Annotated in this window: 17 protein-coding genes; 8 read left to right on the top strand and 9 right to left on the bottom strand. The window is 54.8% G+C overall.

What is annotated here, in order from left to right:
* Window positions 1-64: 64 nt before the first annotated feature.
* From AC6I9Z_RS07045 to AC6I9Z_RS07035, 3 genes are read left to right on the top strand one after another with little or no spacing between them, the layout of a single operon-like run.
* Window positions 65-550 carry an SspB family protein gene (locus tag AC6I9Z_RS07045; protein WP_461454670.1) on the top strand — a complete coding sequence of 162 codons (486 nt, stop codon included), beginning with the start codon at window positions 65-67 and terminating at the stop codon, window positions 548-550.
* Between the two features lie 7 nt (window positions 551-557).
* Window positions 558-1988 (top strand): class II fumarate hydratase, encoded by a 1431-nt coding sequence (gene fumC / locus AC6I9Z_RS07040; protein WP_461454668.1) that lies wholly within the window; start codon window positions 558-560, stop codon window positions 1986-1988.
* A complete protein-coding gene (locus AC6I9Z_RS07035; RefSeq protein ID WP_461454666.1) occupies window positions 1975-2247 on the top strand; it encodes a hypothetical protein in 273 nt (90 codons plus the stop codon). Before fumC ends, AC6I9Z_RS07035 begins: the two co-directional genes overlap by 14 nt.
* On the opposite strand, the gene AC6I9Z_RS07030 is transcribed toward AC6I9Z_RS07035, so the two are convergent.
* A complete protein-coding gene (locus tag AC6I9Z_RS07030) occupies window positions 2244-2819 on the bottom strand; it encodes a DUF2585 domain-containing protein (RefSeq protein WP_461454664.1) in 576 nt (191 codons plus the stop codon). The genes AC6I9Z_RS07035 and AC6I9Z_RS07030 overlap by 4 nt on opposite strands.
* Before the next feature lie 200 nt (window positions 2820-3019).
* Entirely contained in the window at window positions 3020-4432 is a 1413-nt protein-coding gene (locus AC6I9Z_RS07025; RefSeq protein ID WP_461454662.1) for a DcaP family trimeric outer membrane transporter, read from the bottom strand.
* Window positions 4433-4582: 150 nt separating this feature from the next.
* Between AC6I9Z_RS07025 and acs the strand changes: the two genes are divergently transcribed.
* Entirely contained in the window at window positions 4583-6547 is a 1965-nt protein-coding gene (acs, locus tag AC6I9Z_RS07020) for an acetate--CoA ligase (protein WP_461456871.1), read from the top strand.
* 3 nt (window positions 6548-6550) lie between these two features.
* Window positions 6551-7189, top strand: a complete 639-nt coding sequence (locus AC6I9Z_RS07015; protein WP_461454660.1) for a response regulator transcription factor — start codon at window positions 6551-6553, stop codon at window positions 7187-7189.
* A gap of 1 nt (window position 7190) precedes the next feature.
* Here AC6I9Z_RS07015 and AC6I9Z_RS07010 read toward each other — a convergent pair whose 3' ends face one another.
* From AC6I9Z_RS07010 to AC6I9Z_RS06980, 7 genes are all read right to left on the bottom strand, one after another.
* Complete coding sequence (locus AC6I9Z_RS07010) at window positions 7191-10547, bottom strand: hybrid sensor histidine kinase/response regulator (protein ID WP_461454658.1); 3357 nt, start codon at window positions 10545-10547, stop codon at window positions 7191-7193.
* Between the two features lie 92 nt (window positions 10548-10639).
* On the bottom strand, window positions 10640-12415 hold the full coding sequence (locus AC6I9Z_RS07005; protein ID WP_461454656.1) for a sodium:solute symporter family protein: 1776 nt from the start codon (window positions 12413-12415) through the stop codon (window positions 10640-10642).
* An 11-nt stretch (window positions 12416-12426) separates the two neighbouring features.
* The gene (locus AC6I9Z_RS07000; protein ID WP_461454654.1) at window positions 12427-12753 is read right to left on the bottom strand and encodes a DUF4212 domain-containing protein; all 327 of its coding nucleotides are present in this window, start codon (window positions 12751-12753) and stop codon (window positions 12427-12429) included.
* 131 nt (window positions 12754-12884) lie between these two features.
* The gene (locus AC6I9Z_RS06995; protein ID WP_461454652.1) at window positions 12885-13577 is read right to left on the bottom strand and encodes an exonuclease domain-containing protein; all 693 of its coding nucleotides are present in this window, start codon (window positions 13575-13577) and stop codon (window positions 12885-12887) included.
* Entirely contained in the window at window positions 13574-15445 is a 1872-nt protein-coding gene (locus AC6I9Z_RS06990) for a DUF294 nucleotidyltransferase-like domain-containing protein (protein WP_461454650.1), read from the bottom strand. Before AC6I9Z_RS06990 ends, AC6I9Z_RS06995 begins: the two co-directional genes overlap by 4 nt.
* 236 nt (window positions 15446-15681) lie before the next feature.
* Entirely contained in the window at window positions 15682-16536 is an 855-nt protein-coding gene (locus AC6I9Z_RS06985) for a hypothetical protein (protein WP_461454648.1), read from the bottom strand.
* A gap of 239 nt (window positions 16537-16775) precedes the next feature.
* The gene (locus AC6I9Z_RS06980) at window positions 16776-17972 is read right to left on the bottom strand and encodes a PQQ-dependent sugar dehydrogenase (protein ID WP_461454646.1); all 1197 of its coding nucleotides are present in this window, start codon (window positions 17970-17972) and stop codon (window positions 16776-16778) included.
* 124 nt (window positions 17973-18096) lie between these two features.
* Here AC6I9Z_RS06980 and AC6I9Z_RS06975 point away from each other — a divergent pair, with 124 nt between their 5' ends.
* The 3 genes from AC6I9Z_RS06975 (at window position 18097) to AC6I9Z_RS06965 (ending at window position 20098) form a co-directional block, all read left to right on the top strand.
* Window positions 18097-18543 (top strand): hypothetical protein, encoded by a 447-nt coding sequence (locus AC6I9Z_RS06975; RefSeq protein ID WP_461454644.1) that lies wholly within the window; start codon window positions 18097-18099, stop codon window positions 18541-18543.
* A 295-nt stretch (window positions 18544-18838) separates the two neighbouring features.
* A complete protein-coding gene (locus tag AC6I9Z_RS06970; RefSeq protein ID WP_461454642.1) occupies window positions 18839-19240 on the top strand; it encodes a GFA family protein in 402 nt (133 codons plus the stop codon).
* 39 nt (window positions 19241-19279) lie between these two features.
* Window positions 19280-20098 carry a class I SAM-dependent methyltransferase gene (locus AC6I9Z_RS06965; RefSeq protein WP_461454640.1) on the top strand — a complete coding sequence of 273 codons (819 nt, stop codon included), beginning with the start codon at window positions 19280-19282 and terminating at the stop codon, window positions 20096-20098.
* The last annotated feature ends 2 nt before the right edge of the window (window positions 20099-20100 follow it).

Raw genomic sequence — 20100 nt, 5'->3', positions numbered from 1 at the left:
CACAGTTGATGAAAATTGTGCAAATCCCCTTGACCCTGCCCCGTGTTCGCGCCACCAAGTAGCTATGAACGACAGCGCCCCCGATAGTCTGATTCCATATGACGAAATTGTGCAGGAAGCCCTGCGGGCTGTGGTTGGCCGGGTGCTCGGTGAAGTAGAGACCAATGGCCTCCCCGGAGAACATCATTTTTACATCACGTTCAAGACCCGCGCACCAGGCGTTGATATCCCTGATCATCTGATCGCAAAATTCCCGGATGAAATGACCATAGTGCTGCAAAATCGCTATTGGGACCTGTCAGTCAGCGAAGACCGGTTCGAGGTGGGACTGAGCTTTAACCAGATTAGCTCCATGCTGCATATACCGTTCGCCGCGATTACCTCCTTTGTTGATCCAGCTGTAGATTTTGCCCTGCAATTTCAGGTAGATGAGGTCGAAGGTGATCTCGACAGCCATGAACCGGCACAAAATGACGGGGATCAGGAAACGGTCGAGACAGTCGAAGATGGTTCCAACGTTGTAACGGTGGATTTCGGCAAAAAGAAGTGATCGCCTGATGTCAGGTGCCCCTTCGAAAGCCACACGCACAGAAACCGATAGCATTGGCCCGATAGAAGTCCCTGAGGACGCCTATTGGGGCGCGCAGACGCAGCGCAGTATCGAGAATTTCCCATTCCCTCGCCATGAGCGTATGCCAATCCGCCTGATTCATGCTTTGGCAACCGTCAAAGAGGCCGCAGCGCGGGTAAATGGCATTCACGGACTCGACCCGGAAATTGCCGGTGCCATTGCAAAAGCCGCCGAAGAAGTGCGTTCCGGCGCTTTTGATACGCAATTTCCGCTCACCATCTGGCAAACCGGATCGGGTACCCAGACGAATATGAACGTCAACGAGGTCATCGCGGGCATCGCCAACGAAAGCCTGACCGGCACCCGCGGCGGTAAGGACCCTGTCCATCCCAACGACCATGTAAATCGCGGCCAGTCGTCGAACGACAGCTTCCCGACCGCCATGCATGTCGCGGCGGCGCGCGCACTGGAGGTCGAACTGTTTCCGGCGCTGGAACAATTGCATGACGCGCTAGCCCAAAAAGCGCAGGATTGGAAAACCATTGTCAAAATCGGGCGGACCCATTTGCAGGACGCGACACCGCTGACGCTGGGGCAGGAATTTTCCGGCTATGCCGCGCAGTTACTGGCTGCCCGCGACCGAATAGAAGCGGTCCTGCCGCGCCTCTATCAACTCGCACAGGGCGGTACCGCGGTAGGTACTGGTCTGAATGCACCAGAAAATTTTGGCGACCATATGGCGCGAGAAATTGCCAAGATTACCGGCCTGAAATTCACCTCAGCTCATAACAAATTTGCCGAACTGGCAGCGCATGATACGATGGTCGAGTTATCGGGTGCGCTGAATGTTCTCGCCGTTTCACTCACCAAAATCGCCAATGATATTCGCCTGCTCGGTTCCGGCCCGCGGTCCGGCCTTGGCGAACTCAGTCTGCCCGCCAATGAACCGGGCAGCTCCATCATGCCCGGCAAAGTCAATCCGACACAGTGCGAAATGCTGACCATGGTGGCCGCGCAGATTATCGGTAATCATCAGGCAGTGACGGTCGGCGCTATGCAGGGACATCTGGAACTAAACGTTTTCAAACCTATGATAGGCGCAAACGTCCTGCGATCGATTGAAATCGTATCCATCGGCATGTCGAGCTTTGCCACACGCTGCGTCGATGGACTGGACGCCAATGAGAAACGCATCGCCGAGCTTGTTGAAAACTCGCTGATGCTAGTCACAGCGCTGGCCCCGGTCATCGGCTATGACGACGCCTCCAAAATAGCGAAACATGCCCATGATACCGGAATGACCCTCCGCGCGGCGGCTCTGGACCTTGGGCTTGTTGACGGGAAAACCTATGATGCCCATGTTAAGGTTGAAAACATGATTGGTAACAGCTCAGGAGCATCCCATGGCGGTGCGTGAAATCGTCTCTGTTCTTATTGGCAATGAAGCTCGAAAGCGTGGCCAGGGGAGCGGCTTGCTCGGCTTTGGTGTAGGCGTACTGGCAGCGCGTATCGCGACCCGCTCCCTGCCCGGTGCGTTGCTCGTCGGCGGTGCTATGGTCGCCAAAGCGCTTTATGACCGGTCCAGGGAAACAGAAGAAGAGCTTCCGGCATCAGAACAGGTTATCGATATCGAAGGCACACCTGCTCCCACGGAGACTGCAAAACCAGAAGCCTAAGCCGCGCCCTGCCAGACCTTGATTGCTTCAACCGGAAAGGTCAGCATCAGCACGTTCAGTGTCAGATTGTCCCGAATCGCATAGAGCGCAAGCAGTTCAAAAATCACGGCGACGGTAACGGTGGCCACTACCGGCATCCGGCGGGCCGCGATGAAACCCAATGTCATCCAGCCGATATCCGCCATCGAGTTGACAATACTGTCTCCCGCATAGCCAAAAGCAAAAGTCGCCTCACGATAGCGATTGATGATAATCGGTGAGTTTTCAAGGATTTCCCAGAAACCTTCAATGAATATCGCGAGGCACAAGGCCAGACCGAGCCTTGCCGCCTCGGGTCGCTTGCGGAACAGCCAATAACCAAGACCATAGAACAGAAAACCATGAATGATATGGCTGAACGTGTACCAGTCCGAAAGATGTTGACTGTTTTCCGCCGACTGCACTGCCCCATGCCACAATTTCACATTGCCACACTCGCAAATCGGTGGGCGGTCCATAGCGAATAATATCACCAGAGTAAGAAGAACGAGGCCGCCAGCGGCCAACGCATGGTTGCGTGATATGATCGTCATATGCCCCCTCAAGCTTGCAAGCCTATGCAGCAGCATCGCCAGTAAAATGCAAGTCTGATTCAATCCATATTCGTGTAAACAGCTGGCCTCTTAGTTGAATTGCCTACTCTGCCGGTGCGACCTCAAAAGAGTCCACAGAAGCCATATGTGCATTTTTTGGCTGAGCCACGCTAACTTGATTTGTAGCGAAGCAGTAAATCTCAGAACTTGTATTTTGCCGACATCTGAACTTTCTGCAAATTGCCCGAAGCGCCATCTTCGATCCGCCGTTTGGCGTACATATATTCGATGCCGATATCGAGCGGTGCTACGGGAGAGTAGACCAGATTGCCAAAAACGTTCCAGCTTTCATCGGTGACAAGACCTGTCGTCAGCAAGACCGGGTTGTCTGCTTTGAAGTAGGAACCGGAGAGAGTGGAGCGCCACTTGTCGTTCCAGAAATGGCGATAGGCAGCAAAACCGGAATGGGTTGCGATAGGCGTTAGCGAACCGTCTGCGCGCACGGCCGCGTCATTGACTATGTTAAGCCCGATATAGCGGCCCAACCCCTCTCCGGCTGTTGCCATGAATTTGAAATCATCACGCTCGCCGACGTTTAACTTACCGGACAGGCTGATGCCATATCCAAAGCTGCTGTCATTGATCAGACCAAAATCATCCTCGTTAACACGCAGCACACGGCCGATCGCAGCAGCCGTCAGATGGCCAAACTCGCCTTTGTGATTATAGCGCACCACGATATCCGGCAGGCTGTCATCACCCGCGACAATCCGGGCGCCAGTCGGTGTTGTAATCGTGGTTTCGGGCTGTTCGAGAGCGATCTGGAGACCGCCATTTGTATAGCGTATCATAGGCTGCCGGTCGAAAACGGTGCCCGGCGTGGGGCCAATAAAGTCCATCGCTTCCGGCAAGGCGCTGACATCCTGAAAAGTCGACCAGGTTTGGCCGAAGAGCCAGTTATCAAAGGTTATATAGGCCTGTCGAACACGCGGAGCGAAGCTGTTGGATACGCGTTCGTTTCCGCCAGCCGTGACCATGAAATCCAGCTCGATATGGGAACCGATCTTGTGATCATCCCCGACGTCGGTCTCCGTTATCAGGAAAAAACGGGTCTGACGTGCGCTGAAATCGGTGTCAAAGCCAGAAGCTTCGCCGCCAACCGGGATTGCTCCGGGAATCAGAAAATCTCTTGCGATGCTGCCCGATGGCACTTGGCCGCCGCTGGTCCGCTCCGTAATCACATCCAGCTTCACATAGCCACCATAAGTTACCCTTGTTTTGCCAACGTTAAAGCCATTGGCATCGTCGGATTGCTCGGCGACTTTCTGCGTAACCGCGGCCTGCTCAGCAATCTTGCTTTCCACCGCCGTCGTCCGTTCGGCCAGCGCTCTCGTCTCGTCAATGGCTTGCCTTGCCTGCTCGGCCGCAGCGACATCGCTGGCAGAGCCGGCCTGTTCCTTTGCGTCCATTCGTTCAATCAGCCCCGTAACCAAAGCCTCCAGTCGGTCCAGCCTGGCATCCACATCGCTATTTTGCGCCCATGCAGGAGAAGCGCTCAATATCGTCGCAGATAATAACATCCCCCTGATGACATTCTTTCCAGCTTGCGCCATGATCCATCCTCTCTGTTATTTTGATTGAGGATGTCAGGCGATCAGGGAGAAGAAAATTAGCCAATGGTCTATACGACCAATGTCGCATTCAATACGGATAGCTATTTCGAATATAATCGCGTGGAAAACCATATAAGCGGGAGGACGATGATGTCAGACAGTTTGGAAGCAACAAAGGATGAGCCTGAAATCATTGCTTCTCCGCGGCAGGATGCCGAGACCCATTGTACAGCCGCAGAATATGATCACCTGTACGCCCAGAGTCTCTCTGATCCAGACACTTTTTGGTCCAAGCAGTCCGAACGTCTGGACTGGATGCAGTCCCCCGCGAAGATAGCAAACTGGTCTTATGATCCTGTCGATATCAAGTGGTTTGAAGACGGGGTTCTCAACATCTGCCACAATGCGGTGGACCGGCATGTAGCAGCCGGCCGGGGAGATGTAACAGCCTTGATCTTTGAACCGGATGATCCTGCCGGGGCTGGCCGGACGCTGAGCTATGCCGAACTGCTGGCTGAAGTCATTCGCATGGCAGGCGCGCTCAAAAAACTAGGCGTGAAAAAAGGCGACCGGGTAACCATCTACATGCCGATGATCGTCGAAGGCGCGGTAGCCATACTGGCCTGCGCGCGCATTGGTGCAATCCATTCGGTGGTATTTGGCGGCTTCTCTCCCGATGCGCTGGCCGGGCGAATTGAAGATTGTCAGAGCAAGTTTGTCGTTTGCGCTGATGCCGGGCTACGCGGCGGCAAGCCGGTGCCTCTGAAAAGCAATGTTGATGCTGCGCTGGAGAAGGACGGTGCGGATGTAGATGCGGTGCTGGTCATAAATCATACCGGCAGCGATATCGCGATGGCCGAGGGCCGCGACCACTGGTATCATGAATTGGTTGCTGATATACCATCAGACTGCCCGTGCGAACCGATGAATGCGGAAGATCCTCTGTTCATTCTTTATACGTCCGGCTCGACCGGAAAACCCAAAGGCGTGCTCCATACTACCGGCGGCTATGCCGTATGGGTGGCCACTACCTTCCACTATGTCTTTGACTATAAACCGGGCGAGGTCTTCTGGTGTTCTGCGGATATCGGCTGGGTCACGGGACATAGCTATATCGTTTACGGACCGCTGATCAATGGCGCGACCGAGGTCATGTTTGAAGGCGTGCCCAACTATCCCGACCACGGCCGTTTCTGGGAAGTGGTCGCCAAGCACAAGGTCAATATCTTCTACACCGCACCGACAGCCATCCGCGCGCTGATGCGCGAAGGCGATGGACCGGTTGAAGCCCATGACCGTTCTTCCATTCGCCTGCTGGGCACAGTTGGAGAGCCGATTAATCCGGAAGCGTGGCGCTGGTATTATGATGTGGTGGGTGAAGCCAAATCACCGATTATCGATACCTGGTGGCAAACCGAAACCGGCGGTGTGATGATCACCACCCTGCCCGGTGCCCATGGGATGAAGCCCGGTAGTGCCGGCAAGCCCTTCTTCGGCATCAAGCCACAGCTGGTCGACAATGAAGGCGCTGTACTGGATGGCGCCACAGATGGAAACTTGTGCATTACCGCCAGCTGGCCGGGTCAGGCGCGCAGCGTCTATGGTGATCACGAACGCTTCATTCAAACCTATTTCGCAACCTATAAGGGTAAATATTTCACAGGTGACGGCTGCCGCCGCGACGCAGACGAATATTACTGGATTACCGGCCGGGTCGATGATGTGATCAATGTCTCCGGCCACCGTATGGGCACAGCCGAAGTCGAAAGCGCGCTGGTTTCTCACCCCAAGGTCGCCGAGGCAGCCGTGGTCGGCTATCCCCACGATATCAAGGGTCAGGGCATTTACTGCTATGTTACGCTGAATGCCGGTGAGGAAGCGGATGATGCCTTCACCGCCGAACTCAGGAACCATGTGCGTACCGAGATCGGCCCCATTGCGACCCCCGATCATCTCCACTTCACTCCGGGTCTTCCCAAGACACGCTCTGGCAAAATCATGCGCCGCATCTTGCGCAAGATAGCAGAAAACGACTTCGGCACACTTGGCGACACCTCGACACTTGCCGATCCTTCGGTCGTCGACACACTTATCGAAGGCAGGATGAACAGATAGGCTATGGCCCGCATCATTATCGCTGATGATCACCCCCTCTTCAGGGGCGCGCTCTGTCAGGCGGTGCTGAAATTGTGGCCGCAAGCTGAACTGGTGGAAGCGGAAACCGTGGCCGCGGCCCGCGATGCGGTGAATGCAGAACCCGCCGACCTGCTTCTGCTCGATCTGCATATGGAAGATAGCGACGGACTGACCGCCCTGCTGGATTTCCGCCACGATTTTCCTGCGCTTCCTGTCGTCGTGGTGTCGGCCAGCGAAGAAAGCCGTGTTGTCCGTGCCTGCCAAAGCCTGGGGGCATCGGGTTTCATCCCCAAATCTGTTGATCTGGATGTCATGCGCGAAGCCCTCGCCCAAATCAGGGATGGCGATGTCTGGTTTGATGCGGACGTTATCGACAATGACGACGACGCCATATTGTTCGAGAAGTTGGCCAGCCTGACCCCGGCACAAAGGCGAATTTTGAATCTGGTCAGTGAAGGGATGCTGAACAAGCAAATTGCCTATCAGATGGACATTAGCGAGGCGACGGTGAAGGCCCATATCACGGCGATTTTCAGAAAGCTGGACGTGGTCAACCGGACACAGGCCGTGCTCGTCGCTAAACAGCTCGATGTGGAGCTGCCCGAAGTAAAATCGGTCTGACCTAGGCTTTTCTTAACAACTGGCTGACCAGCGCGCGGAGCGCCGCTGGCGGAGCGGGCTTGATCAGGCGTTCCACATTCAACGTGTCTGCTGCCTGACTGGTGCGATCAGTATCTTCCGCCGTTACCAAAATGCCCGGCGGACGCTGTTGCCATTTGTCGATCAGCTTTTCGAACAATCGGTCGCCGGTCCAGCCGCCATCCAGCTGATAGTCGAAAATCACCAAGTCAGGCGGCTGGTCGAAAGCCTGAAGGGCTTCGTCCGGTCCCAGAGCCGTTTTGATGTCACAACCCCAGCGCTCCAGTAATGCAGATAGCGCATCCAGCGCATCCTGATCATTATCGATATAGAGCACGGTCCTGCCAGCAAGTTCCGAAGTATTCGACTTTCCACTTTTAACCGGCTTGCTGACACCGGATTGCGGCTCAATCTGACGGACGCGCAGAGAAAATCTGCTGCCTTGGCCCGGTGTGGATTCAACCGCGATGGCGGTATCAAGCAAAACGGCAATACGTTGAGAGATGGACAGCCCCAGGCCCGCCCCTTCCCGCTTGATATGCGATCCTACTTGCTGAAACTCTTCGAAAATCTTTTCGTGCTGTGCTTCCTCGATCCCCACTCCCGTATCTGTCACACGAATACTGACAGCATCGGGCTCTGCTTTTGCCTCAAGGGATACAGAGCCATTTGCAGTATAGCGCACGGCGTTGGAGACAAGATTCTGGAGGATGCTGAGCAGTAGATTGCGATCCGTTTCAACCCAAAGATCGGTGTCATCCACATGCAGCGTCAGACCCTTTTCTTTTGCCGCACGGTTAAATTCCGAACGCAGGTCATCAAATAACGGGCCCAGAGAAAATCTGGATATTTTCGGTTGCAGGCCGCCACCATCCAGCCGGGAGATGTCGAGCAAAGCGCGAAGCAAACGGTCCGCCATCTCGATCGACCGATCAATATCATGCGCCAGTTTTTTGGCCCTGGGCTGCTGCGTGCCGATTTCCTCGTCGAGCGCGGAGGTAAACAGTCTGGCTGCGTTCAGCGGCTGCACAAGATCATGGCTGGCGGCTGCCAGAAAACGGGTTTTGGACCGGGTTGCCTTTTCCAGCGCGCTATTGGCATCGGTCAGCTGTTTGGTGCGTTCCTCAACCTTGGCCTCCAGCGCCTGTTCTGACCGTCTGTCGGCAGTGATATCGGTGTAGCTCGTGACATAGCCGCCGGTCGGTGTGGGATTGCCCGATATCCGCAATATCCGGCCATCCGCCTGCTCGCGCTCTTGGGCATGTTTTCGGCCTGCGCGCATATGGTCGAGCCTTTTGGCTACCGCCAGAGAAACCTGATCAGGCTCCACGCCATTGCGGCGTAAATTATACCCGATCAGGTCAGATATAGGCCGACCAATAGTAACCAGATCATTTGGCAGCGAAAACATGTCGACATAGCGGCTGTTCCAGGCAACCAGCTGCATGTCATTGTCCACGACTGCGACACCCTGATCAATATTCTCAATCGCTGTTTGTAGCAGTTCTCCGCTAAATTGCAGGCGCTGAGAGGTTTCGTCAAACATCGCCACCACCTGTTCCAGCGGTATCGGATCGCCCTCCATAGTCGAACCGATAATCGCCCGGGCCGACGAGGCACCGAGTACGCCGGAAAGCTGCCGCTCGACCATTTCAATCAGGCTGTTATCGGCTGGGTCCAAATCAGAGTAAGTCCGGTCCATCTGATGCCCCAGATGCTGCATGGCCGTACGGCTGCGCTCATCGCCGACAAACTGACGGAGTAGCAAGCGGTAATCCGCAACGCGCATTTTCTCCGGCGGTCGGCTGCCATCTGCGGACCGATATTCCATCGTTACGAAAGCGGCCGACTGCGCTTTGTCGATGATATTCGTCTGGCTGTTGAGCGAGAACAGGATGTAAGCGGCAATGTTGAGGGCCAGACTGATAATGACCGCCGACACCAGCCTGTCCTCGGCAATCTGAATGATTGGACTGGCATCCAGATAGGTCGGAACAATCAGCAAAGCCAGCCACGCGGCAAAACCCAGTATCAGCCCGGCTATCATCCCGGTCCGGTTACCCTGTTTCCAGAACAATCCGCCAATCAATCCGGGGGCAAATTGCGAAACCGCAGCAAAGGAAACAGTGCCCAGTCCGGCGAGAGTCGAGGCGCTGCTGATCGTGCGGTAATAGAGATAGGCAAAAAACAGCAGCCCGATGATGGTCAGCCGGCGGATCCACAATAATGACTGGCCAAGCGCCGCATGATTGGTCTTGCGGCGATAGAAAAGCGGGACAATCAGGTCATTGGTAATCATGCCTGATAGCGCGACAGTTGTCACAATCACCATGCCGGTCGCGGCCGAAAAACCACCGATAAACACAAATATGGCGAGCCAGTCAGCACCGGTGCTGAGCGGCAGCGCCAGCATCAGCATATCCGGGCTTGTCTGACCGCCGGACAGGAGCGATGTGCCGGCTACGGTGATCGGGAAAACCACCAGAGCGATCAGGACAAGATAGGCCGGAAATACGCAGCGCATCAAACGATCCGGCCTGTCCTTCTGTGCTTCGACAATGGTCATGTGAAACTGTCGCGGCAAGCACAGCGCAGCGCAGGCGGAGATCAGGGTCAGGACAACAAAACGGTTGTCGAATTGATCGGCGTGGAAAATCTGATTAAAACCGCTCGATGCGCCGGTTTGAACGGTATCTTTCCCGGCGAACAGAAACAATGCAAACAGCGCGACTGCTAACAGCGCCAGCATCTTCACGATCGCTTCGACAGCGATGGTCAAAACCATCCCGCGATTATGCTGCGTCAGATCAATCTGGCGCGCGCCGAATAATATGGAGAATAGCGCCATTATGGCTGCGACACCGAGCACAACATCGTCCGGATTTACCGCTGCGCCAATATCGGGTGACAACGCAAACAGGGTCTGGCCGACAGATTTCAGCTGCAACGCCACATAGGGCAAAAGACCCACGGTTGCGATGATCGTAACCAGCGCAGCCACGGCCCCGCTTTTCCCGTAACGCGTGGAGAGAAAGTCGGCGATCGATGTGCTGTGATGCGATTTGCCGAGCTGCAATGTCCGGGCGACAATGCCGTAGCCCAGCGTGAATAACAGTATCGGACCGAGATAGATGGGAAAAAAATGCCATCCACTGGACAAGGCCGTTCCGACCGCGCCGTAAAATGTCCAGCTGGTGCAATAGACCGCCAGCGACAATCCATAGATCCAGGATTTTGCGCGCGGCCCAAGAGAGAGACGTCCGCCATCGCCCTTTAACGCCAGCCAGAAAAGGCCGACGGAATAGAGCACCGAAACGGCCAGCGCGATCCACAAGATCATAATTCTCTCCTGCGCCGCTTAAAGCAAATAAAAAGGGCGACGCCAAGCGCCGCCCTTTTCCTCTCGGGAGGGGAGAATATCACCAGAGAGTATCAATGCGCTGCCGCATCTCCGGCTCCGCGCGGAACGCGGATCGAGTCGATCAGCTTGCGCACTTCAACAGGCGGTGAATCCGTCATTTTCGACACGGCTATCGCAATGATGAAGTTGAGGATCATCCCGACCACACCAATACCTTCCGGCGAGATGCCGAACAGCCAGTTGGCCGCGATATTGGCATCGGGCGCGACCAGCTTGAAGTAAGCGATGTAGCTGAAGGTGAACACCAGTCCCGTCACCATGCCGGCTATAGCCCCTTCCTTGTTCATCGACTTGGAGAAGATGCCCATGAAGATAGCAGGGAACAAGGACGCGGCTGCCAGACCGAAGGCAAAGGCAACCACCTGCGCCACCCATCCCGGAGGATAGATGCCGAGATAGCCCGCCACGACAATCGCCGCTGTCGCCGCTATCCTTGCTGCCAGTAACTCACCTTTTTCCGTGATTTGCGGACGGAAGGTACTCTTCAGCAAGTCATGGCTGATTGATGACGAGATCACCAGCAGCAGACCCGCCGCCGTGGACAGCGCAGCCGCCAGACCACCAGCCGCCACCAGAGCAATCACCCAGCCGGGCAGATTGGCAATTTCCGGATTGGCGAGCACCATGATGTCGCGATCAACATAGACTTCATTTTCGCTGTCTGGATTGATCGTATTGGCAATCAACCGCTCACCACTTGCACCGGTTTCACCGGTGAACTCGGGGCTTCCGGCAAAGGCATTGCCAGAGCGATATTCCATCTTGCCGTCGCTATTTTTATCGGTCCAGGCAATCAGGTCGTTGCTTTCCCAGTTTTTGAACCAGGCGGGCGCCTTGGCATATTCTGTCTGGTCAACCGTTTCGATAAAGTTGATCCGGGCAAAAGCGCCAACTGCAGGAGCCGTGGTGTAGAGCAAGGCGATGAAGATCAGCGCCCAGCCTGCCGACTTGCGGGCATCCGAAGCCTTGGGCACGGTGAAGAAGCGCACGATCACATGCGGTAATCCTGCCGTGCCGACCATCAGCGCCGCCGTAATACAGAACACGTCGATCATCGATTTCGACCCGTCCGTATAGGCGCCAAAGCCCATGTCCTGCAGCACCAGATCCAGTTTCTGCAAGACATATAAGCCCGACCCGTCATTGACGGTGGACCCCAGCCCCAGCTGCGGGATTGGATTGCCGGTAACCAGGAAGCTGATGAAGAAAGCTGGCACCATATAAGCGAAGATCAGCACGCAATATTGCGCGACCTGCGTATAGGTAATGCCCTTCATCCCGCCCAGCACGGCGTAGAAGAAAACAATTGCCATACCGATGATCACGCCCATGGTGATCGGCACATCAAGGAAGCGGGAAAAGACGATGCCGACCCCGCGCATCTGCCCGGCAATATAGGTGAAGCTGATGAAAATCAGACAGATCACCGCCACCACGCGTGCGGCTTTGGAATAGTAGCGCGTGCCGATAAAGTCCGGCACCGTAAACTGCCCAAATTTGCGCAAATAGGGTGCGAGCAGAAGCGCCAGCAACACATAGCCGCCGGTCCAGCCCATCAGATAGACCGAGCCGTCATAGCCGGAAAAGGCAATGATACCCGCCATCGAGATGAAACTTGCCGCCGACATCCAGTCGGCTGCGGTTGCCATGCCGTTGACGACCGGATTGACCCCGCCGCCAGCCACGTAAAATTCCTTCGTCGATCCGGCCCGCGACCATATCGCGATGCCGATATAGAGCGAGAAGGAAAGACCGACGAAAATATAGATGAGTGTTTGCGTATCCATGTCAGCCTCCCTCAGTCATCAAGATCATATTTGCGTTCGATCCTTTTCATCTTCCACGTGTAGTAGAAGATCAGCAGAACGAAGACGTAGATGGAGCCCTGTTGGGCAAACCAGAAACCGAGCGGATAACCGCCCAGCGAAAACTGATCGAGGAAATCACGGAACAGGATGCCCGCGCCAAAAGACACAACGAACCAGATCGCCATCAATGTCCAGAGCAGCCGGATATTTTCTGACCAATAGGCCTTTTCATTGGAGTTTGTTTCAGTCTCTGTTTCCGGCCCGCCGACATTAGTGCCGTCATTCGGTTCCAGGACCGATGGATCATTGTCAGTCATTATATCCTCCCCTTGCATATTTCATATCATGACCGGTTTCTGGCCATTATCAATAAGGCTAGAGGAGATGGAGAGTTTTGATAGAGAGACTTTGGTCTAATATGGGGGTCCAATAAACCCGGATATGCCTTTCAGCCGCGCATAAGTACATCTTCTAACAACAGATTTTCCGTCCGTCGCCGCGCGCACTGGGCCAGAAACAGCTCGGCGCAGGCCAACGCGTCTGTCAGGCCATCATGCGCCCGGTAATAAGGCAGGCCATATTGCGCTCGCAATTTACCCAATCTCAGGCCATCTGCCGTCCGTTCTCTCGGAAACCACCGCTCCTCCAGCTGCATGGTGCAGATGAAGCGACCGACAAAAGGCACGCCGAAACAGCGCAGGCAGGCGGCATTCAGAAAAGAATGCTCGATAAATGCCGCATGGGCAAGGATCGCTGCTCCTTTAAGATCAGCCAGCAGCGCCAGCAACACATCCTGCTCCGACTGCCCTTCGGCCGCTGCATCGTCCGTAATCCGATGAATGATCACGGCTGATCCCTGAAGCCTGCTTTCCGCACGGATACGCAGCCGCCGGGCACTGTTCAATTTCACAGCGCCGCCCTCAACGGCAACCCATCCCGCTTCGAGTAGCTGGGCATCTTCCTCCAGCCCGTCGCTTTCAAAATCGAGCGCGATCAACGGCGCGTCGTTCAGCAACTGATCGGCCTGTACAGGGGCGCTGTAATAGTCCGCCATCGGGGTCGACTGCGCCGCTTCCTTGGCGCGGTCCCAATGCGCCGCAAAGCGTTTCTCCTGAAACCAGTTTTGCCAGCCGAGTTTCACTGGATGTTGCCAGCATATTTGCGGCTGACAATATCCAAATGATCGCGGATCACGCGAAACGCGTCCTTGAGATGCTCTCGCTCAAATCGGGACAACAGTGCGGGAGAAAGATTGTTGGTGGGCGCCTCGCCCCGTTTTATCTGTCCGGACTGATGGCGAAACCGGACGCTGCGGATAAACTCGAAAGAGTCGACAATATCCGAAACCGCTTCGTCGCTGATTTCACCAAGCTCGGCTGTCTTCTTAAGGCGCTCTTCGCTATTCACTTCGCTCAATCCTAGTGCCAGCGCATAGACCCGGGCAATGTCAACCACCGGCGCAATCGCCTGATGCTTCAAATCCAGCACATCGCCCTCTTTTTCGTCATGCTGCAGCAGGAAATTGCGGAAAAAACCAAGTGGAACCTTGGTATGCGCTGCTGCCCTTGCAATGAACGACAGGAATATCCTGTTGGCGCTGCTCCACGCAAAAATGTGCTCGCGCAAGCTATCCACTAGTATTTCCTCACCCGCCACAGGTCGCATGTCGAAGAAGATGGTGGTGTTAAGCACATTTTCCGGATCAGGATTGTCAATCCAGCCACGGTAACGCTCTTTCCAGACCGCTAAGGGCTGTCTCCACTTGTCATTGGTCGCCATGATATCGCCGGGGCAATAGATATAGCCAGCACTGTTCAGACCATCACACAGGAAGGTCGCAAGCCTCTCAAAATAAGCGCCATGGGTCTGCGCATCATAACTGTCATCCAGGATAAATCCGTTATCCTGATCCGACCCGCCGGCCTGTTCCTGTCTCGCCAGCGAACCGAATACCACCAGCGCATAGGGAACCGGCGGTGGTCCTAACTGCTCCTCGCCCAGTTTCAGCAATTGGCGATGGGTTGCCTCACCGATATTGGAAACGAAACGCGCGACATGATCGGCATCGACGCCTGATTCAATCAGATGCGCCAATACCCCTTCCACACGCCGTGCCGCTCTCGCCACCGCCGCGGCATCACCGGCAGCCTTGATCTCAGCCACCACCTGCAGCGCGTTCATGCCGAACCGGTTGAGCAAATCGCTGGAGCTGACAACGCCGACAATCTCGTCGCTCTCGTTTACGATCGGAAGGTGATGGATGTTATGCTGTGACATGACCAGCATCGCGGACAACAAATCGTCATCAAGCGACATCGTGATCGGATCCGGCGTCATCACCCGAGACACAGGCTTGTCGAGCGGCACATCCTGTCCCAGCACCCGGCGGCGCAAATCCTTGTCGGTGATGATCCCCACCAACCTGCCCTTTTCGGTCAGCGGCAGGGTGGACACATCGGCGCGGGCCATCAGCTTCGCCGCATCGCTGATGCTATCGTCCGGACCAGCCGTAACCACCTCATTCCGGCGCATAAGGCTGCCCAGCTTGACGGCGATCATCGCGGCTTCGCCATGCCCTGTTTCAGATCGCCGCAAGCCTTCAACGGCCAGGCGCAAGCGTTCGGCCTCATCTTTGGCGAAAAAACCCCTCAGCGTTTCATGGCTATCAAGCAATGCCAGAAAATCCGGCTTGGGAAGCTGGTAGATCAGGCTGTCTTCATGCGCGATCACCTGATTGCGCGTGCGTTCGTGGTGGAGCAACGAGGGATAGCCGAAGACGCCGCCCTCCCCCAGCCGGTGGTTCAGCTCCGTGCCGCCCAACCGCAATTCCACTGCCCCTGACCGGACAATGCCGAGCGCGTGATTTTCCTTGCCCGCATCTATAATCATTGCCTCTCGCGGGAAATAGCGGACCTCGATCCTCCGCGCGAGTGCGCTGATTACATCTGCCGAAAGTGCATCAAACGGTGCATGCTGACCCAGAAATGCAATGACCTCGTCAATTTCCACGGAGACCTCCTCTCCTCATTTTGCACTACATCAGCGCAATAAGCCATTGGCCAAAGGTATGACGAGGATCGATAGTATAAAGAACTTCCGCTGACGCGCCTATTGTGGACATCGGCGTCATAACCGCAATGTCCCGAAGGCGGACATTAGCTTAAACCACATCGCAAGTCTGACATCAGGTAAATAGAGAATTCTGGGTTCCTGCTTCAGATTACCGGAAGGCGTATCTCTTGGGGCTAACGCTTAGCGCCGCATCCGGCCTGCGCAGCTCTGGCCTTGATTGATGCCATATTCTGGTCAGCCTCTCCAATTAATGCCTTAAGTGACGCTGCACCTGCTGCCTTGATTGAACCTCGATTTTTTGGTTCCTTGCTTTCCAGAGAGAGTATGCCGAGCCATGACTTGAGATATCCAACCTCCAACTCAAGTAGATCCATGCTACTGCAGAATAGCTTGCCTCTTCCAGTACGGCGATTTGCTTTTTCGATGCTGGTCCTAATGGATGGAAATTTCTTCACCACCTGTTGCTTCGTATCAGCGCAACAGCTGATTCCGCCAGCCATCCGGTTATAGGATGCTTCAAGTCGACCGATCTCCATTGCCAATCCATTGAACCAGCTGGAGAGGCCTGATCGCTGAGTAGCCGGGCGGCGCTGATTGGCCTGAGCGATCTGTTTGCGCCCTTCCGTCGGGAACAGCTTTGCTATGTATGTTCCCGCAATCTCGGAACCACCTCGTCGGGCAATTTTGAACATTTGGAGCGGTTGGCCTGTCAAATAAGGGTTGCGGGCATGATTTACCCTGCCGTTTTGGAAGGCCAAGCGTGGATTTTTCGGATTGAGCGCGAAGGCACGGCTACAATAAACATGGGCGGTATCATGGGCGACATCGGCATCCGAAGCGACACCCGGAACATTGTCTGGCTTCATGGGATCGGAAGGATGGGCCGCATATTTATCACAGCCAGCAATTGCTTCCTCTGACGTCAGCGATTGCCAGTCTGGCAGATCACGGCTTTGCGCCAATGCAGGGCCAGAAAGGCAATAGGCCATTGAAGCGGTGAATATGGCTCTTGATCGAAAATTTCGCATCCTTGTAACCTCGCTGCTTGTAATGTCCCAAGTATCTAAAATTACTCAAAAAAAAATCATAACTCAACCGCTCTCCTTGCCGCTCAGTGTATGATACGAAACTAAATCAAATATGACGGACTATTAAGGTTCTGATTCTCGGAGTCGCCATTCGGATCAGGTGTATGCCAGACTATACCGCTTACCATAGTCTGGCTCACCATTGTCTCCTCCTTGAGCGACCAGACAACAATGGTGATCTATTTCGGCACGACCCGCAAAATTTTGCTGTTGAGACCGCTTTGATCTTCGGTGAGCAAATAAAGATGACCGTCCGGCCCGGTGCGAACATCGCGGAAGCGTGCATTTAGCTCTCCGAACAGCTCCTGCTGCTTCCCGAGAGTTCCATCCGCATTCATCTCGACATGACGAACATGTTTGAGCGCCAATGCAGAGAGGAACAGGTCGCCCTGCCAATCGGGAAAAGCCTCGCCTGCATATTGCGCAAAACCGGAAGGCGCGATGGAGGGCGTGAAATGTACCAGCGGCTGCTCTGTCCCCTCCAGCGCTTCAAACGGCGATACCCGGCCGCCGGAATAGTCAAGCGCATAGGTGACCGTGGGCCAGCCGTAATTGGCGCCGCGTTTAATCTCGTTAATTTCATCACCGCCAGCCGGGCCATGCTCATTCTCAAGGACACGGCCATCGCTGCCGACAATAATGCCTTGCGGATTGCGGTGACCATAGGACCATATTTCGGCCCTTGCGCCCGGCTTGCCGACAAAGGGATTATCTTCCGGCACCGACCCATCGTCATTAAGGCGGACGATTTTGCCGAAATGATTATCCAGATTTTGCGCCTCTTCACGGAAATGAAAGGCGTCCCCGATCGGCATCAGCAGCGTGCCATCGGGTTGAAAAGCGATGCGAGCACCATAATGATTGCCCTGTATCCGGGCAGGCGCAGCGGCGAAAAGCTGTTTGCCATTGGCAAGCTTTGGCACAGCACCATCATCTGCAAGTTCAAACCGCATCAATAGCAAGGTGTTTTCATCATCACCCTGTTTTGCCGCGTAGGAAATATAGACAAACCGGTTGGTTTCAAATTGCGGATGCAAAACAACGTCAAACAGACCGGCCTGCATGCCATCGCCGAAATGGACCTTGGGGAATTTCTCACCAAGATTAAAGTCATAGGCTGTCTGCTTCTTTCCGTCTTTGCCAATGTGCAGGAGCTTTCCGGTCCGCTCGGTCACCAGCATGTCGCCGTCCGGCAGGAATGCCAGCGACCATGGATGATCCAGACCATCGGCAACGGTTTCGAACCGGTAATTGACCGGCGCGGCATCCACCCGCCCTGCAAGCTGGCTGGTTTTCTCACCCGATGTCGAAGCCCCCTGATTGGAACAGGATGCGACCACCAGACCCATGGCCAGAAGGTAAAGAGCATTGCGCATAGAAAAGTCCCCCAAGAGATATTCGCAATCTATCAAATATCATATCGCGTTTGTCCACTGTCTTCATTGGACTTGATCGGGTTACAAAAGCGGCTAGACTTTACCCGAAACAGGAGGACTGGAAATGGCGGCAACAATCAGGTTTTTGCTCGGACTGCTCGGCGGCGGCATCGCGGCCTATCTGCTGGCATCCATCCTGAACTCGCAGTTTGTCATGAATGCCCATGATGTCCCGATCAGCTTTGGTGACCGTTTCAACATGACGATGTTCGATATCTCGAACATGGGACTATATCTGGTGATCATTCTCGCTGCTTTTCTGATCGCGTTCCTGATCGCCGCGATTCTGAAACGCTTTTTGCCGAAACTGTCAAACATCGCCTATCCAATAGCCGGAGCCGCAGCGATAGGAACGGCGCTTGGACTCATGTATATCATGTTCCAGACTGTACCCATTAGCGGCGCCCGCTCCACGCTCGGCTTTATCTCGCAAGTTGTCGCCGGGGCATTTGGCGGCTGGGTTTTCGGAAAAATCATTTTGCGCGGCAAGGCAAAACGCTCTTACGGATGATGATTGCCATTGCCACAATGGCACCATAGCACACGTAAAAGAAAAGCCCCGCCGACTTGAGGAGCCGAGCGGGGCGTTGGAACAGTGGGTCGCATTTGCCGTTCCAAGCATGTCTTTAGCGCAACGCACATCATCTGCATTGTACGAAATAGACTCTTCGACCAGATTTGTTCAAAATCGCAGTTTGGAAACACTATCCGAAACATTGCCAAGGCGGGCTTTGAAAACATGATACCAATTGTGTAGGTCCGATTTGACCGACATATATCAGGTTCTTCAGAGGAGAATATCAGCCATGTTGAAAGGACATTGCAATTGCGGTGCGGTATCTTTTGAGATCGCTATAGACCTCAAAGACATTTATGTCTGCCACTGCTCAATTTGCCGCAGATGGTCGGGAAATAACGGCGTTGCGGTTTCCATTGTTCCGAAAGACCGGTTCAGATGGTCGTCCGGACAGGAAAAGGTCGCAAGCTGGAAAAAACCGGATGCCGACTGGGAAAGCTGGTTCTGCCGGAATTGCGGATCAGCATTGCCCGGAAGCAATGACGAAATGAATATGTTTGTTCCCGTGGGTTTGCTGTCGGAAGATGCAAAAAACCTGGAAGTTTCCCATCATATATGGGTGGACTCGAAAGCCGCTTGGGACACGATTTGCGACAATGGCAAACAACATAAAAGGGAATTTCAGGGCTAGCATGTTAACTTATATGAAATCCCTGCCTAAACTGCTCCAATGACAGCGCTCTATGATCAAATCGGCAAAGGCTATGCCCGGCGTCGTCAGCCGGACCCGCGGATTGCCAAGACCATCCATGATGCGTTGGGCAGTGCGCAATCGGTTTTGAATGTCGGAGCCGGAACCGGGTCCTATGAACCAACCGACAGGCAAATCACCGCGCTGGAGCCTTCCGCCGAAATGATCCGCCAACGCCCACCAGAGGCGGCAAAGGCGTATCAGGGCGTTGCTGAAAATCTCCCTTTTGCGGACCGACAGTTTGACGCAGCAATGGCTGTCCTGACCGTCCACCACTGGACGGATTTTGACGCCGGGTTGCGCGAGATGCGCCGCGTTGCCAAAGACCGGGTGGTGATACTGACCTTCGATCCAGAATCCGACTATTTCTGGCTAGCGGACTATATACCGGAGATCATTGCTCTCGATCAGCCGATCATGCCGAAGCTTGGCGCCTTTGAAAAGACTCTGGGCGAGACGAAGGTAGAGGCTGTCGCGATCCCCCACGACTGCACAGATGGTTTTCTGGGCGCCTATTGGCGGCGACCGCAAGCCTATCTCGATAAAGCTGTTCGGTCCGCCATATCGACCTTTGCGAAACTGGATGACGTGACGGAGCCCATGAAACGGCTGGAGGATGATCTGGCCTCCGGTGCCTGGGAAGCACAATATGGTCATTTGTTGCAGGAAGAGTATCTGGATATCGGATATCGCCTGGTTGTTGGGGATTGTACGAAACGAGCCAATCCTTGCCGCAATGACGACCTCAACTTCCGGCAACGGCTCTCATGTCTGCTTTATCCCGAAAGCGGACATTAGCT

The sequence above is a fragment of the Parasphingorhabdus sp. genome (genome assembly GCF_059726685.1).
Note: the sequence above shows the minus strand (reverse complement) of the source record. Positions and strands in the feature narration are given on the sequence as shown.